10 protein-coding genes and 1 pseudogene are annotated in these 14,797 nt (G+C 72.1%); 4 read left to right on the top strand and 7 right to left on the bottom strand.

Annotated features, from left to right (window positions below):
- Positions 1-44 precede the first annotated feature (44 nt).
- A complete protein-coding gene (locus ACZ66S_RS15505; protein ID WP_469902031.1) occupies positions 45-779 on the top strand; it encodes a CTP synthase C-terminal region-related (seleno)protein in 735 nt (244 codons plus the stop codon).
- A 22-nt stretch (positions 780-801) separates the two neighbouring features.
- Here the strand turns inward: ACZ66S_RS15505 and ACZ66S_RS15500 are convergent.
- Positions 802-1,200, bottom strand: a pseudogene (locus tag ACZ66S_RS15500) (multicopper oxidase domain-containing protein); the annotation flags it as partial.
- Positions 1,201-1,268: 68 nt separating this feature from the next.
- Here ACZ66S_RS15500 and ACZ66S_RS15495 point away from each other — a divergent pair.
- Positions 1,269-2,474 (top strand): hypothetical protein, encoded by a 1,206-nt coding sequence (locus ACZ66S_RS15495; RefSeq protein WP_469902030.1) that lies wholly within the window; start codon positions 1,269-1,271, stop codon positions 2,472-2,474.
- A 237-nt stretch (positions 2,475-2,711) separates the two neighbouring features.
- Here ACZ66S_RS15495 and cyc2 read toward each other — a convergent pair whose 3' ends face one another.
- The 5 genes from cyc2 to ACZ66S_RS15470 all read right to left on the bottom strand — a co-directional run bounded on the left by cyc2 (position 2,712) and on the right by ACZ66S_RS15470 (position 9,035).
- Entirely contained in the window at positions 2,712-4,871 is a 2,160-nt protein-coding gene (gene cyc2, locus ACZ66S_RS15490) for a germacradienol/geosmin synthase Cyc2 (protein WP_469902029.1), read from the bottom strand.
- Between the two features lie 170 nt (positions 4,872-5,041).
- On the bottom strand, positions 5,042-5,827 hold the full coding sequence (locus ACZ66S_RS15485; protein ID WP_469902399.1) for an ABC transporter ATP-binding protein: 786 nt from the start codon (positions 5,825-5,827) through the stop codon (positions 5,042-5,044).
- A 56-nt stretch (positions 5,828-5,883) separates the two neighbouring features.
- Complete coding sequence (locus tag ACZ66S_RS15480; protein WP_469902028.1) at positions 5,884-6,648, bottom strand: ABC transporter permease; 765 nt, start codon at positions 6,646-6,648, stop codon at positions 5,884-5,886.
- A gap of 533 nt (positions 6,649-7,181) precedes the next feature.
- Positions 7,182-7,997: an ABC transporter permease gene (locus ACZ66S_RS15475; RefSeq protein ID WP_469902027.1), complete on the bottom strand. Its 816-nt coding sequence runs from the start codon at positions 7,995-7,997 to the stop codon at positions 7,182-7,184.
- Between the two features lie 54 nt (positions 7,998-8,051).
- A complete protein-coding gene (locus ACZ66S_RS15470; RefSeq protein ID WP_469902026.1) occupies positions 8,052-9,035 on the bottom strand; it encodes an ABC transporter substrate-binding protein in 984 nt (327 codons plus the stop codon).
- Positions 9,036-9,444: 409 nt separating this feature from the next.
- Here ACZ66S_RS15470 and ACZ66S_RS15465 point away from each other — a divergent pair, with 409 nt between their 5' ends.
- On the top strand, positions 9,445-10,701 hold the full coding sequence (locus ACZ66S_RS15465) for a cytochrome P450 (RefSeq protein WP_469902025.1): 1,257 nt from the start codon (positions 9,445-9,447) through the stop codon (positions 10,699-10,701).
- Positions 10,702-10,822: 121 nt separating this feature from the next.
- Positions 10,823-14,026 (top strand): FxSxx-COOH system tetratricopeptide repeat protein, encoded by a 3,204-nt coding sequence (fxsT, locus tag ACZ66S_RS15460; RefSeq protein WP_469902024.1) that lies wholly within the window; start codon positions 10,823-10,825, stop codon positions 14,024-14,026.
- Here fxsT and ACZ66S_RS15455 read toward each other — a convergent pair.
- Positions 13,984-14,736, bottom strand: a complete 753-nt coding sequence (locus ACZ66S_RS15455) for a class I SAM-dependent methyltransferase (RefSeq protein ID WP_469902023.1) — start codon at positions 14,734-14,736, stop codon at positions 13,984-13,986. The genes fxsT and ACZ66S_RS15455 overlap by 43 nt on opposite strands.
- Positions 14,737-14,797: the final 61 nt, after the last annotated feature.

Here is a 14,797-nt window from a genome sequence, read left to right as displayed (position 1 = left end):
TCATCGTTGGACGCGATCCTCGGGTGGTGGCCAGGATGGCGGGCATGACGACTCAGACGGCACGGACCGCCCGGATCGCCCTGGTGGGCGACCGCTCCCCCGACGTGGTCTCGCACACCCGCGTCCCCGGCCTGCTGGACGCCCTCGTGGAGCGCGAGCGGATCGTGCTCGACGCGTACTGGATCCCGTCCGAGGACGCCGGGGACACCGACGCGGTACGCGGCTTCGACGCGGTGTGGGTGGTGCCGGGCAGCCCCTACCGCAGCGAGTCGGGGGTCCTCGCCGCGATCCGCACCGCGCGCGAGGCGGGCATCCCCTTCCTCGGCACCTGCGGCGGGTTCCAGCACGCGCTGCTGGAGTACGCCCGCGAGGTGTGCGGCTTGACGAAGGCGGCCCACGCCGAGAACGACCCGGACGCCGGCGACCTCCTCATCGAGCCGCTGGCCTGTTCCCTCGTCGCCCACGAGGGCGTGGTGAACGTCGAACCGGGCACGCTGGCCCGGTCGGTGATCGGCTCCGAGCGGACGGTGGAACGCTACTTCTGCGCCTACGGCCCCTCCCGTCATCTGGACACCCTGCGCGCGCACGGCCTGCGCTTCTCCGGCTACGACGAGGACGGCCAGGTCCGCATCGCCGAACTCCCGGACCACCCCTTCTTCCTTGCCACCCTCTTCCAGCCGGAGCTGTCCGGCGACGGCTCGCGCCCGCACCCGGTCGTGCGGGCGCTGGCGCGAGCCGCGGTGGAGCACGCGGCCCGTGGGGCACGTCGGTCCGCGTGACCCACGCCGCGCGCGGAGCGGGTCAGCCTGTGTGGCCCTCCCCGTGGCCGCCGTGCGCCCCGCCGTGGTCGAAGTTCAGCGCTTCCGGGGGCATGACGACGAAGGGCCGCATCATGCCCATGTCCTCGTGCTCCAGGAAGTGGCAGTGGTACATGAAGCGGCGGGTGCCGCCGACCGTCGCGTCGAAGCCCGTCACGATGTACGGGTCCCGGCCGAGCGCCTGGAAGTCCGCCAGGTGGATGTGCATCGGGTGCTGGATGGGCGCGAGATGGAGGAAGCTCCACTGCTCGTGGCTGCCCTCGGCGGTGGTGAAACCGAGGCCGTCGTTGAATGTCCGCGCGGTACGCCGGTAGGTCCTGGTGGTGCCGTCGGCGCCGGTGACCTGGATGATCCCGTCGGTCGGGAACTGGATGCCGGACGGGAAAGTTCGGAAACGGTATACGGAGCAGTGAAGTCCCGTTGTCAGTGGGCGCTGTTACGTTCTGTGACATGACCGATCACGCCCTGGGGCTGCTCCGGCAGGACGCCCGACTGGCCGCACTCGCCGACTTTCCCTTCAACTTCTCCCTGGCCCGCGCCGAGCACGGCCATGTCGAGCCGGTCCGCCTCGCCTCGGGCGGCCCGCTGGAGGCCGTGGCGGGCGACGACAGCGGGGGCACGTACTTCGTGTGCGGGGACGGCTCCGTGCTGTACGCCGACTCCGAGGGCGGTGCCGGGATCATCGGTTCGGGCGTCGACGAGGCGTTGGAGATACTGATCGGCCTGCCCGGGTGGCACGACTGCACCGGGCTGTCCCCGCAGGGCGGCGAGGAGAAGATCCTCGCGTATGTCGCCGAGGTGGAGCGGGAGATCCGCGAGGAGTGCGAGATCTCCCTCGACGCGGAGCGCGCCGAGCTCCGTGCCGCCCTGGGCTTCCCCGAGCGCTCACCGGTGGAGCTGGTGCGCATGTTGCACGCCGCCCTGGCGCGCACCGAACCCGACTTCGTCCTCCTCAACGCGGAGGAGGGTGGCGCCTACGACCTGATCGGCCCGCCCCCGCCGCCCCTGTGGGAGCCGGTCCTCGCGACGGGCCGCGCGGACCTGGCGGCTCTGCGCGCGGGTGACGGCACGGTGTGGGAGGCGGTGGCCGTGGATGCCGTACGGCGTCGACTCGCGCTGCGGGCCGCGCAGTTCGACCGGGCCGACGGTGACCTGGAGCTGCTGCGGAGGCTGTTGCGGTACGAGACGCGGTCGTCGCTGACGGACGAACTGCGGCTGGCCGCGGTGCTGGTGGGTCTGCACGGCCGGGCCGAGGACCTGCCCTTGCTGGACGAGGTGCGGGAGACGGACTTCGACACGGCGTGCGGGCTGAGCGAGATCCCCCGCCCCGGAGCGGACCCCGCCGAGCTGCGCCGGTGGGCCGAGGACACCGACCGCCTGCTCTTCGGCACGGACCCCGCCGACGAACCGTTGTACACCTGGACCGATCTGGCCCTGGACCAGGGTCTGACGAACCTGGCCCTGGTCGCGCTGATACGCCGGTTCGACGCGATCGAGCTCGACCAGAGCCTGCTGCGCCGTGCCGACGACCCGAGCGGCCTGGACACCGGCGAACTGACCGCTCTCGCGGCCGACTTCGACCGGCTCGGCGAACCGGTCCAGGCGGAACGGGCACGACGCCTGCACGCGGCCTTGGAGGAACGCCCACGTCGTTGAACACGGACGGGTGGCCTGGCCCGGGCACGGATCTGCTCCGGGGGTGTTGTCGCGCACGGGCACACGGAACGGATGGGGCTGCGCCCGTCTACGAGTTCGACACGGCACCGCCTCCTCCTCGTCCTCGTGCGGACGCGGACGTCCGCCCGGCGCGTGGCGTCCACCCACCCGGCGGGCCACCGCACGGACCCGCAGGAAGGGCCGCCCTGCTGGAAGCTGCCCGTCCCGGCGGACGGGTCAGCCGGCCACGGGCAGGGCCGGAGGGCGGTCGGGGAGGAAGCCGTGGGCTCGGCGGGCCAGGTGCTCGGCCTTGTAGCGGTCGACCTCGCGGTGCCAGTTCAGGATGCCCGCCATCCAGTGCTGGAGGTCGGTCACATAGCCGCGCATGATCGCGCGTGCCTCCTCCGAGAGCTCGAAGTCGTCGTAGACGATGGGCAGTTCATGGGCGGCGACGTGTTCGAACTGCTGCATGCGCTGGGTCATCAGGTCATGGACGACACGCAGCCCGGTCGGGTAGTCGATGCCGAAGAAGTTCTGCACGACGAGGATCGAGTTGTGGATTTCGCCCTCGTACTCGATCTCCTTCTGGTAGGAGAAGACGTCGTTGAGGAGGCACGCGTAGTCGACGGCGGCGTTCTCCAGGGAGCGCACGGGTCCGCTGCGGTAGACCTCCGGGGGGACGGCGGGGCCGTGGCCCATGCGGCACAGGCTCATGGTGAGGTCGGAGCCGAAGGTGGCGCGCCGCATCTCCAGATAGTCGACGGGGTCGGGGACGCGGTGCTGGATCTGGTTGACCAACTCCCAGACCCAGCTCTCCGTCATCACGTTCACGGCGTCCTTGAGGGTGCGCCGCTGGTCGGGGGTCATCTGCGCGGTGGTGCGGGCCCACAGGTCGATCAGACCGCGTTCCATGGCGTTGACGGGGACGAGTGTCTGCTCGCCGTCGAGGGGCATGCAGTCCGACAGCCGCTGGGTGGTGAGCCGGGCGGCGGCGAGGTCGCGGCGGCCGCCGTAGACGAGCGGGTAGTAGTCGTCGCCGTAGGTGCCCCAGGCCAGCCAGTGCGAACTCAGGTCCAGGGCCTCGGGGTCCGCGTCCGGGTAGATGCCCGCGGCGCACAGGGGGAGGTCGGCCGCGGCGAGCTTGTCCTCGTCCCAGACGCCCTCCTGGAGCAGGCCCATGCGGTGCGACCACTCGACGAGGCGGGGACGGGCACCGGGCAGGTGCGGGCTGAGCACGACCTGGAACGGCATGTGGAAGTCGGGCAGCAGCGACGGCCCGACCTTCTGGAACGGCACATGGGTGTGGGCGCGCAACCGCTCCGCGCCGGCCGCGGCGAGCAGCGCGCCGACGTCGGCGGCCGAGGTGCCGCGGCCGGTGAGGACCTCCCAGGGGGAGGTGGTGTCCGCGCGGGCGTTCATGTAGCGGCTGGAGCGCATGTGCCATTCGTGGCCGCCGGACTGCCAGTCCTGGAGGCCCTGGGTGTACTTGGCGACGGCGGTCACCTCCACCGGGGACAGTCCGTGCTCCAGGGCGAGCGCGGGGACCTCGGTCAGGGCGGTGTGCTCGAACTGGTGGAGGCGGGAGGTGAGGACGTCGTTGACGGTGTCGGCGGCCTCCTGGGTGGTGCAGCCGAAGAAGGTCTCCAGGACGAGGACGCCGTTGCTGAGCTCGCCCTCGTCCTCGACCTCGCGCTGGTAGGAGAACAGGTCGTTGCGCAGGTGGACGGCGTCGGAGAAGGTCTCCATCAGCACGCGCAGGGGGCGTGAGCGGGCGACGGCCGCGGGTACTTCGGCGGTCGCGTACTCCACGAGGCCGGCCGACCAGGGGGCGCCGCCGACCTTGCGGCGCATCTCGATGTACTCGACGGGGTTGGCGATCCGCCCCTCGTTGATGTTCGAGAGCTCCCACAGGGACTCGTTCAGCAGATGCTCGGTGGCCACGGCGAAGCGGCGGCGCCACTCGGTGGACATCGACGGCACGGTCCGCGTCCACAGGTCGGCGAGGCCCGCCTCGACCGGGTTCTGCGGTTCGGGCATCGGGGTCGACAGGTCCATCGGCATGAACAGGGGCAGCCGGTCGAGGTAGGCCTTGCCGCCGGCGCGGTCCTGCGTGCGCTTGAAGGTCTCCAGGAAGTGGTCGTCGAAGAAGAACACCCACACGTACCAGTCGGTGATGAGCGAGAGGGCGGGGCCGTCGCAGTCGGGGTGTGTGTAGGCGCAGAGCAGGCCGTAGTCGTGGGCGTCGAGGTCGGACTGCTCCCAGATCCCGGACCCCTCCAGCATGCCCATCTCGCGCGCCCACACGGTCGAGTGGGCGCGGGCCTCGTCGACGTGCGGGTTCAGCCGCGCGGGGTACGGCATGTAGAAGTGCGGGAGTTCGAAGGGCTGCTGCGTCATGAGCCGGGCCCTACCCAGAGCTCTCCGGGGGCATCCGCGGCGGCCCACATGATCACACCATCGCGTGAATCAGGGGGGAACTCGGGAGTTCCCGGCGTGTGTTGTGGCGTTGGGACGGGTGGGAGGAGGTCATCGAGAGGAGGTCGGTGAAAGGGGTTCACCGCGGAAGGTCAGGGGGCCTGGGTTTCCCTGCCGGTGTCCTGGACGCCCAGGTTGCGGACCGCCCGCCCCACCTCCGCCCGCAGGGCGACGAACTCCGGCAGTCCCCGGGTGGCGATCTGGTCCCGGTGTCCGGGGAGCCGTACCGGCAGGTCCAGGACGATCCGGGAGCCGGGGCCCGGGGAGAGGACGACGACGCGGTCGCCGACGTAGACGCTCTCGTCGATGTCGTGGGTGACGAACACGATGGTCGTGCCGTCGGTGCGGTGGACCTCCAGGAGCAGGTCCTCCAGGTCCTCGCGGGTCTGGGCGTCGAGGGAGCCGAAGGGCTCGTCCATGAGGAGGAGGGTGGGGCGGCGGACGAGGGCGCGGGCGATGGCGACGCGCTGCTGCATACCGCCGGAGAGCTGCCAGGGGTGGCGGCGGGCGGCGCCGGAGAGGCCGACACGGTCGAGGATGCGGTCGGCCTCGGCACGCCGTTCGGTACGGGCGAGACCGCGGCGGCGCAGCGGCAGGGCGACGTTGTCGCGGACCGTGAGCCAGGGGAAGAGGGAGCGGCCGTAGTCCTGGAAGACGACGGCGAGGTTGTCGGGGACACCGGTGACCGGGGTGCCGTCGACGGTGATCGTGCCCTCGCGGGCGGGGAGGAGGCCGGCGATCGTCCGCAGCAGGGTGGACTTGCCGCAGCCGGACGGGCCGACGACGCAGAGGAGTTGGCCGGCGGCGACGGTGAGGGTGATGTCGTGGAGGACCTGGTGGTCGCCGTAGTGCTGGCCGACCGAGGAGAGGTGGAGCATGCGGTCGGTCCCCTGTTCCTGCGTGCGGGTCGCGTGCGTCAGGTGGCTCGAGTGGCTCATGTGGCCCTCTCCCTGCCGGTCAGCCGTTTCTCGACGGCCAGCAGGCCGGTGTTGAGCAGGTAGCCGAGTGCGCCCAGCAGGGCCAGGGCCGCCCATACGGTGAGCAGGTCGGAGCGGGTCTGGGCCTCGGTGAGCGTGAAGCCGATGCCGTTCGCGGTGCCCGGCAGCAGTTCCGAGAAGACCATGAGGATGAGGGAGAGCGAAAGGCTCAGACGCAGCCCGGCGAAGATGCGGGGCAGTGCGGAGGGCAGCACGAGGAACCAGAGGCGTTCGGCGGTGTTCAGGCGCAGGACGGCGGCCACGTCCAGGCGCAGGGGGTCGGTGTTGCGGACGCCGGCCGCGGTGTTGATCAGCACCGGCCAGACGGCGCTGAAGGTGATCGAGGCGATCTGCATCGGGGTGCCGAAGGCGAAGACCACGACGAAGACGGGGACCAGGGCGGGAGGCGGGACGGCCCGGGCGAACTGGAGGACGGGATTGGCCAGCGCGTACGCCCGCCGCGACCGGCCCACCGCGACCCCGAGCACGATCCCGGCGACGGCCGCCAGCGCGAACCCGGCGCCCATCCGGCCGAGGCTGGGCAGGATGTCGTCCACCGCGGCCGCGCTGAGGAAGAGATGCCGTGCGGGCCCGTCGAACCACAGCGCGTGGACGTGGCGCGCGATGCGGTCCGGAGGCGGGAAGTAGACGCTGCCGCGGGCCCGGGTGGCCCACTCCCACACCCCGACGACCAGCACGAGAACCAGCCACCGCAGGAGCACGGGGTGAGCGGCGAGGGCTCGGGGACGGGATGCGGGCGGCTTTGGGGAGGGGGGTGAGGGGGCGTCGGGGGCGGGGTCCTTCGTCGGCGGGGGCGGCGACGGCGGGGATGAGCGGGACGGCTCTTCCTGCGACGGCGAGGGCGACGAAGAGGGGCACGAGCCGGACGGCGCCCCCTCGGGCGGGGAGGCGGAAGACGGCGCGCTCGCCCCGGACGACTCCCCTGCCAACGAGGGCCTGGACGGATTGGACGAGTCCCCTGAAGGCGAGGCTGACGCGAGCGGGCACACGCCGGACCGCTCCCCCACCAACGGCGAAGCCGACGAAGACGCACACGCCCCGGACCCCTCGCCCACCAACGGCGAAGCCGACGAAGACGAAGGCGCAGTCGGACCGGACGACTCCCCCGGCAGGGAGGCCGGTGACGGCGGGCACGATCCAGACTCATCCGCGGTCGGCCCCGAGGTCGGCGAACAGGGGCGCGCCCCGGACGGCTCCCCCGCCCCCTCCTCGCCCTCGCCCCCGCCCGCCCCGCTCATCGGCTCATCCCCCGCCCGGCCGTCTCCCGGTGTTCCGGGGTCCAGGGGAACAGGCATCGTTCTCCCCACATCAGCACGCTGTTGATGACGAGGCCCAGGGTGCCCGCCCACACCACACCTGCCAGGACGTCCCTCGTGCCGTCCGTGGCCAGGCCCGCCTGGGCGATGAAGATGCCGAGGCCCTCGCCGAAACCGGAGAGGATCTCCGTGGCCACGGCGAGGATGAGGGCGACGGCGGCGGAGATACGGATGCCCGCGGCGATGAAGGGTGCCGTGGCGGGGAGTTCGGCGCGCAGGAGGATGGTGAGGCGGCCGAAGCCGAAGGCACGCAGGGTGTCCTTGGCGAGGGGGTCGGTCTCGCCCAGGCCGTACACGGTGTTGAAGAGGATCGGCCACACCGAGGCGTAGGTGATCAGCGCGACCTCGGTCTCGGTGCCGGAACCGAGCAGCAGGGAGACCAGAGGGATCAGGGCGACGGACGGCAAGGGCCGCAGCACCTCCACGATCGCCCGGGTCGCCGCGTCCACGAGCGGCACGCTGCCGAGCAGCAGCCCGAGCGGTACGGCGATCGCGCAGGCCAGGAGAAGGCCCAGCGCCCAGGCCCGCAGGGTGACGCCGATCCCGTCGAGGAAGACGGAGTCACCCGCCAACTCGACCGCCCGGGCGAGGACTTCGGAGGCCGGTGGCAGATAACTGCGGCGCACCAGACCGGCCCGACTCACCGCCTCGCACGCCCCGAACGCGAGCAGGATGCCGAGGAGGCCGAGCCACAGCTCCTGAGGCCCCCGCAGTCGCCGCACCAGCCAGGTCACTTCACGCCAGCCCCTCCACACCCATCCCGTTCACACCCCGCACCGACGCCCCCCTCACTTCACCAGCAGCGTCGCCGGATCCACCGGCTTCCTCAGCATCTTCTGCTTCTCCATCAGCGCCGTGAGCCGGGCGATCTGCGTCCCGTCCATGGTCATCGGGTACACCGGCAGGTCGATCTTCGCCGCCTGCTCCTTGGTGACCTTGGTGTACGTCGGCAGCACCTCGCGCACCAGGGACGGATCGGCGTCGGCGAGCTTCACCGCCGCTTTCAGGGCCCGTTGCAACCGGGCGAGCGCCTCGGCGTGCCCACCGGCGAACTTGCTGGTCGTGATGTACCCGCTGAGCGGGATCGACTCGACGGGCGCGGACGCCGCGTCCACCAGCACCCTGGCCCCCGACTCGTCCTGGATGGAACTGTCGTAGGGCTCGACGACATGCACGGCGTCGACCTGCCCCTTGTCCAGCGCGGCCCCCATCTGCGGGAAGGGGATCTGGCGGTAGACGGGACGCCCGACGCCCTGTTTCGCCAAGACCTCGTTGAACGTCAGCGACTGCACGTTGTTGAGGACGTTGACGGCGACTTTCCTGCCCGCGAGGTCGGCGACGGTCTTGATGTCGGAGTCCTTCCGCACCAGCACGTCCATCATCCGCGGCGCCGCCCTGATCGCCTCGGCGACGATACGGATGTCGAGGGTGCCCTGGTCCTGGGCCTGGAAGTAGGTGACGTAGTTCGCGCTCGCGACCATGTCGATCTGCCCCTTGGACAGGGCGGGCAGCGCCTGGAGGCTCTGCTGGATCTGCTGGACCCGGACGTCGAGGCCCTCCTTCTCGAACAGGCCTCTGTTCTGCGCGATGTAGAGCATGGCGCAGTCGCTCAGGGGCAGCGCGGCCACCCTGACCGTCGTGCGCCCGCCGTCCGAGGACGACGAGTCCCCGTCACCGCCGCAGCCCGTGAGCACCAGCACGAGGGCCGCCGCCGCGGCCGCCGCCTTCCCGCTTCCCGAACGCCAAGGTCGTAACGCCGCTCCCACCGTCATCCGGGCATGATGACCGACCGGTTGGCATGATCACTACATCAAGGTCAGCCGAATCATCACCCCTCGGAGAAATGCGAGGGGACTCCGTGCGCAGCAGGCAGGTGTTGGCCCCGGTGAGCCGCACTACGCCTGTGAGCTGCCGGAGTGCCACCCGCCCTCGCCCGCCGATGGGGCCCGCACCGCCGGACAGCCCCGCGCGGACCGTCGTACGACCGCCTCAAAGCCCGGAGTACGAGGATCAACCCTGCCGCCACCTCCGTCGGCATGGCCGGATCCCAGCCCCCTTCCACCCGCACCTGAACCGGGACCGCGAGCCACGCCTACCCTCCGCACCCCGCACCGACAAGCCCCCCCCCAAACCCCCCACCCGGCCCTTGCCCCCCGCCCCACCGCACGTCACCGTGATCGCATGCGTCAGACCCCTCCCGTCCCCGACGTCTTCGACCCCCGTCAGTACGCCGACGCGATCCCGTACGACGCCTATCGCGTCCTGCGCGACCATCACCCCGTGGCCTGGCAGGACGAGCCGGAGGTGCTGGGCTGGCCGCCCGGGCCGGGGTTCTGGGCGGTGAGCCGGCACGCGGACGTGGTGCGGGTGCTCAAGGACTCGACGACGTACTCCTCGTACCTCGGCGCGACCCAGATCCGGGACCCCGATCCGGCGGACCTGCCCTTCATCCGGCGCATGATGCTCAATCAGGACCCGCCGGAACACGGCAGGTTGCGGCGCACGGTGAGCCGGGCCTTCACCCGTGGCCGGGTCGACCGGTTCGCGGCGGTGGCCGAGGAGCGGGCGCGGGCCCTCTTCGCCGCCGCGCTGCGCACCGCCCGCGCCGCGGACGGCACCGTCGACCTCGTCTCCGCCGTGACCGACGACTACGCGCTGCTCAACCTGTCCGACCTGCTGGGGGTCCCGGACAGTGACCGGGGACTGCTCCTGCACTGGACGCAGCGGGTCATCGGCTACCAGGACCCGGACGAGGCCGGCCCCGGAGTGCTGGACGGGGAGGGCAGGCCGGTCAATCCCCGCTCGCCCGCGATGCTGGCCGACATGTTCGGGTACGCCCGCCAGTTGGCCGAGTACAAGAGGCGGCACCCGGCCGACGACGTGATGACCACGCTCGCCCACGACGGCGAACTCGCCGACGGGGAGCTGGAGATGTTCTTCTTCCTGCTCACCGTCGCGGGCAACGACACCGTGCGCAGTGCGGGGCCCGGCGGACTGCTGGCACTCGCCGAGCACCCGGAGGTATGCCGGCGCCTGCGCGCCGAGCCCGTGCAACTCGACACGGCCGTGGACGAGTTGCTGCGCTGGCACCCGCCCGTGCTCACCTTCCGCCGGACGGCCGTGCACGACACGGAGCTGGCGGGGCAGCGCATCCGCGCGGGGGACAAGGTGGTCGTCCTCCACGCCTCCGCCAACCGTGACGAGCGGGTGTTCGAGGCGCCTGACACGCTGGATCCGTCCCGCACACCGAATCCGCACGTGGCCTTCGGGGACGGCCCGCACGTCTGCCTGGGCGCGCACTTCGCACGGCTCCAACTGCGCATTCTCCACCGGGAGGCACTGCGCGCGCTGCCCGCGCCGCGGGTCGCCGAGCCGCCCGGACGTCTCGTGTCGAACTTCATCAATGGCATCAAGTCCCTGCGGGTCCACGTGACATGAGAACCTGAGAAGGGGTTCGGACGTAACCGTCGAGGTGTGTGCCGACAGGGGGTCCTCGATGTTCGGGGCAGAGTTGTTCACCCAGACCGCAGCCGCGGCAGCGGGCACGATGGTCGGGCTGATGACCACGGACGCGTGGCAGGCGGCCCGGCAGCGGATGGCGCGGTTCCTGCGCCGGGAGGACGTCGAGCGGCTGGACCGGGCGCGGGCGGCGCTCGACGCGGCACCGCCCGCCCGGCAGGAGATCATGCTGCGGGAGCAGCGGCAGGAGTGGGACACCACGCTGCGCGGCCTGCTGGCCCAGGACCCGGCGCTGTCCGGGCTGCTGAGCGAGTTCGTGCAGGAGTTCTCCGGGTTCGCGCGCCCGGTCTTCATCCAGGTGCAGCAGACCCAGGCCCCGCTGGAGCCCGTGCGGGCCCCGGGTGCGCTGACCGTCGCGCCTCCGCTGGGCCGGCTCGACCGCCGGGTGCGGGGCCGTGAGGCGCTCCTGGACACGCTGAAACAGCTTGTGGGGAAGCCGACTTCGGGTGTGCGGGTGCTGCACGGCATGGGCGGGAGCGGGAAGACGACGGTGGCCCTGGAGATCGCCGCCTACGCCGCCGCGCTGAACGTCGACGTGTGGTGGGTGACCGCGAAGAACCCCGCCACGCTGAGCGCCGGGATGCGCGAGGTGGTGGCCGCGCTGGGCACCCCCGCCGATCTCATCGACCGTGCCTGGTCGGGGCGTTCGAGCGCTACCGACCTGCTGTGGCGGCGGCTGTGCGACACCGCGAGCCCCTGGCTGCTGGTGGTGGACAACGCCGACGAGCCCGAACACCTCGCGCCCTACGGCCGGTTGGCGGAGGGCAGGGGCTGGATCCGGCCCGCCGCGGAGCTGCCGGGGCTGGTGCTGATCACCAGCCGGGACAGCAGTCCGACGACGTGGGGGCCGTGGGCCACGCTGCACTCGGTCGACGCGCTGGAGGAGGACGACGCCGCCGAGGTGCTGTGGGACCTGGCCGGGGAGCGGGCCGGCTCCCGTGAGGACGCCCGGCTGCTGACCCGGCGGCTCGGCGGGCTGCCGCTGGCGCTGCGCATCGCGGGTGCGCATCTCGCGGCGGCCTCGGCGTTCCCCGCCTGGCCGGGCACGACGACCGTGCGGACGTACGCCGACTACCGCGTGGCCCTCGACGAGCGCTTCAGCGAACTCCTCGACGAACACCCCCCGGGGCAGCAGGGCAGCAACTACTCCGTCCCGGTCACCGGCACCTGGGAGCTGTCGCTGGACCTCCTGGAGCGGCGCGGCATCGTCCAGGCCCGGCCGCTGATGCGGCTGCTGTGCTGTCTGGGCGAGGCGCCGGTGCCGCTGGTGGGTCTGCTGCGCCCGGACCGGCTGGCGGACTCCTCGCTGCTGCCCGGGGTCACACCCCAGGAGCTGTTCACCGCGCTCACCTCGCTGGCCGACTTCGGGCTGATCGAGCTGCACACCCCACCCGGCGGCGACGACCACACCCGCACCCTGCTGATGCACCCGCTCGTGCGGGACGCCGGCCGGCTCCAGCGGGACCTCGCCGAGCACATGCGGGAGTACGCGGCCGTCGTGGCCGACCTGGTCGTGTGCGCCACCGCCGAGCTCAGCGAGGACGACCCGCGCGACTGGCCGCGCTGGCGGCTGCTGCTCCCGCACTGCGACGCGCCGCTGGCCCTGATCGGCGATCCGTACGAGGCGGCGGACGAGCTGGTCTCCAAGGCGCTGCGGGCCGCCGCGGCCGGGGCCCGGCATCTGATCCGGCGGGGCTGGCTGGACCGGGCCGAGGAGGTGCTCGGGGCGTGCGAGCCGGTCGTGCTCGCATGTGGCCCCCGTGACCCGGACGCGCTCGAAGTACGGTCCGCCGCCGCCCACTTGCTGCATCTGCGGGGCCGACTGCCCGCGGCGGAGTCGCTGCTGCGCACGGTGCTGGAGGACACGCGCGCCCTGTTCGGTGACGCGGCCTGCGAGACCGCCGACGCCCGGTACGCCCTCGCGAACCTGCTGGGCGGCCGGGGCCGTCCGGTCGAGGCGGAGACCGAGTACCGCGCGGTGCACGCCACCCGCCGGGCCCTGCTGGGCGAGCGTGACCCCCGGACCCTGGCGGCCCGCAAGGGCGTGGCCTGGATGGCCCGGTACCGGGGGCTGCTCGCGGAGGCCGAGGAGGAGTACCGCCTGCTCCTGGACGCGTACCGGGAGACCCTCGGCGCGAACCACCCCGACACCCTGGTCACCCGGCACGAGACGGCCCAGGTGCTGCACGAGCGCGGGATGTTCCGGCAGGCCGAGCAGGAGCTGCGGGAGACGCTGGGGGTGTGCGGGGACGTCCTGGGCGAGCGGCACCCGATCACGCTCGCCGTGCGCCACGACCTCGCGGACGTCCTGCGGGACCGTGGGCTGCTCGTGGAGGCGGAGCACGAGTTCCGTGCGGTGCTCGGGCTGCGTGCGGACGCCTACGGCGAGGACCACCCGGAGACGGTGGCCGCCCGGCACGGCCTGGCCACCGTGCTGCGCGACCGGGGCTGGCCCACCGACGCGGAGACCGAGTTCCGGGAGGTCTTCGAGGTCCAGCGCAGGCTGCTCGGCGACATGCACCCGCACACCCTGGTGGTCCGGCACAACCTGGCCGACCTGCTGATGGAGCGGGGTCAACTGGAGGCGGCGGAGGCCGAGTTCCGGGAGGTGTACGCGGCGCGCCGGGAGGTGCTCGGCGAACAGCACCTGCTCACCCTGTCGGTACGGCACGGCGCCGCGCACGTCCTGCACCTGCGGGGCCGGACCGACCGGGCCGAGACCGAGTACCGCACGGTCCTGGCGGACTGCGTGGAGACGCTGGGTCCCCGGCACCCGGGCACGCTCGCGGTCCGCCACAACCTCGCCGACCTGCTCAAGGACCAGGGCCGGCTCGCCGCGGCGGAGCAGGAGTTCCGGGAGGTCTACGAGGCCCGGCGGACCGTGCTCGGCGAACAGCACCTGCTCACCCTGTCCGTACGGCACGGCGCCGCGCACGTCCTGCATCTGCGCGGGCATGTCGAGCAGGCGGAGGCGGAGTACCGGACGGTGCTCGCGGACTGCGTGGAGACGCTCGGGCCCCGGCACCCGGGGACCCTGTCGGTGCGGCACAACCTGGCCGACCTGCTGTGCCTCAAGGGTGAACTCGACGCTGCCGAGGCCGAGTTCAGCGAGGTGAGGACGGCCTGCGAGGAGGTGCTGGGGTTACGGCATCCGCGGACCCTGGCCGCCCGGGACGCCCTCGCCCGACTGCGTACCGAGGATCAGGCGCCCCGGGATCCCGACTCGGCGGCGACCGGCTCGTAGCCCGGGAAGTGCGCCGGGATCTGTGCGAGGTCCCACAGGGCGAGCGCCTTGTCGTCGTAGAAGTCGTCGGAGTCCTCGTCGCCGATGACCCGCAGCGGTTCGGGCAGTCCGAAGGGGGCCAGCCGGAGGTTGATCGGCCGCCACCAGCCGGTGACGATGTCGGTGTTGGCGGATGTCCGGGAGAAGGTCGTGGTGAGCAGGTAGCGCGAGCCGCTGTCCCGGAACCGGGTCAGCGCCTCCACCACATGCTGGTAGGAGAAGTGCACGAGGGCGTCCCGGCACACGATGAGGTCGACGCGCGGCACGGGTTGCGCGGTGAAGTCGAGGAGCTGGAACTCCCGCCCCGGTGATGGGTGTTCGGCCCGGTTGGCGGTGACGAGTTCCTCGACGACGTCCCCGCCGAGGTAGGAGGCGCCGTGCAGGTCGACGTGCTGCATCCAGTTCAGGTCGCCGCACGGCGCGTCCAGGACCGAGCGGACACCCAAGTCCGCGATGAGCGCCCCGAGTTGGGCGATGACCCGCTTCATGCGCTGCAGTTCGGAACCCGGTCCGGAGCGGGTCTCGTCGGAACCCCAGCGGTTGGTGCGGTAGATGTCCGTGAACACGTCGTGCAGATCGGCCTCGTCGCGGGCGTCCGTGACGTCGAGATAGCGCCGCGCGTCCACGTCGTAGACGGGCTCCCCAGGATTGCTCAGGTACCGCGGGGTCAATGCCGTCCTCTTTCGCTGCCCGTCGGCGGGACGTATGGCAGCCCACCCGTACTAGTCGGCA

It is taken from the genome of Streptomyces sp. NPDC107471, from assembly GCF_055582845.1.
Note: the sequence above shows the minus strand (reverse complement) of the source record. Positions and strands in the feature narration are given on the sequence as shown.

What these genes read in the sequence shown, in the direction of transcription:
- ACZ66S_RS15505 (WP_469902031.1), top strand. Translation starts at nt 45, where the DNA reads ATGACGACTCAGACGGCACGGACCGCCCGGATCGCCCTGGTGGGCGAC.
- ACZ66S_RS15495 (WP_469902030.1), top strand. Translation starts at nt 1,269, where the DNA reads ATGACCGATCACGCCCTGGGGCTGCTCCGGCAGGACGCCCGACTGGCC.
- cyc2 (WP_469902029.1), bottom strand. Translation starts at nt 4,871, where the DNA reads ATGACGCAGCAGCCCTTCGAACTCCCGCACTTCTACATGCCGTACCCC.
- ACZ66S_RS15485 (WP_469902399.1), bottom strand. Translation starts at nt 5,827, where the DNA reads ATGCTCCACCTCTCCTCGGTCGGCCAGCACTACGGCGACCACCAGGTC.
- ACZ66S_RS15470 (WP_469902026.1), bottom strand. Translation starts at nt 9,035, where the DNA reads ATGACGGTGGGAGCGGCGTTACGACCTTGGCGTTCGGGAAGCGGGAAG.
- ACZ66S_RS15465 (WP_469902025.1), top strand. Translation starts at nt 9,445, where the DNA reads ATGCGTCAGACCCCTCCCGTCCCCGACGTCTTCGACCCCCGTCAGTAC.
- fxsT (WP_469902024.1), top strand. Translation starts at nt 10,823, where the DNA reads ATGACCACGGACGCGTGGCAGGCGGCCCGGCAGCGGATGGCGCGGTTC.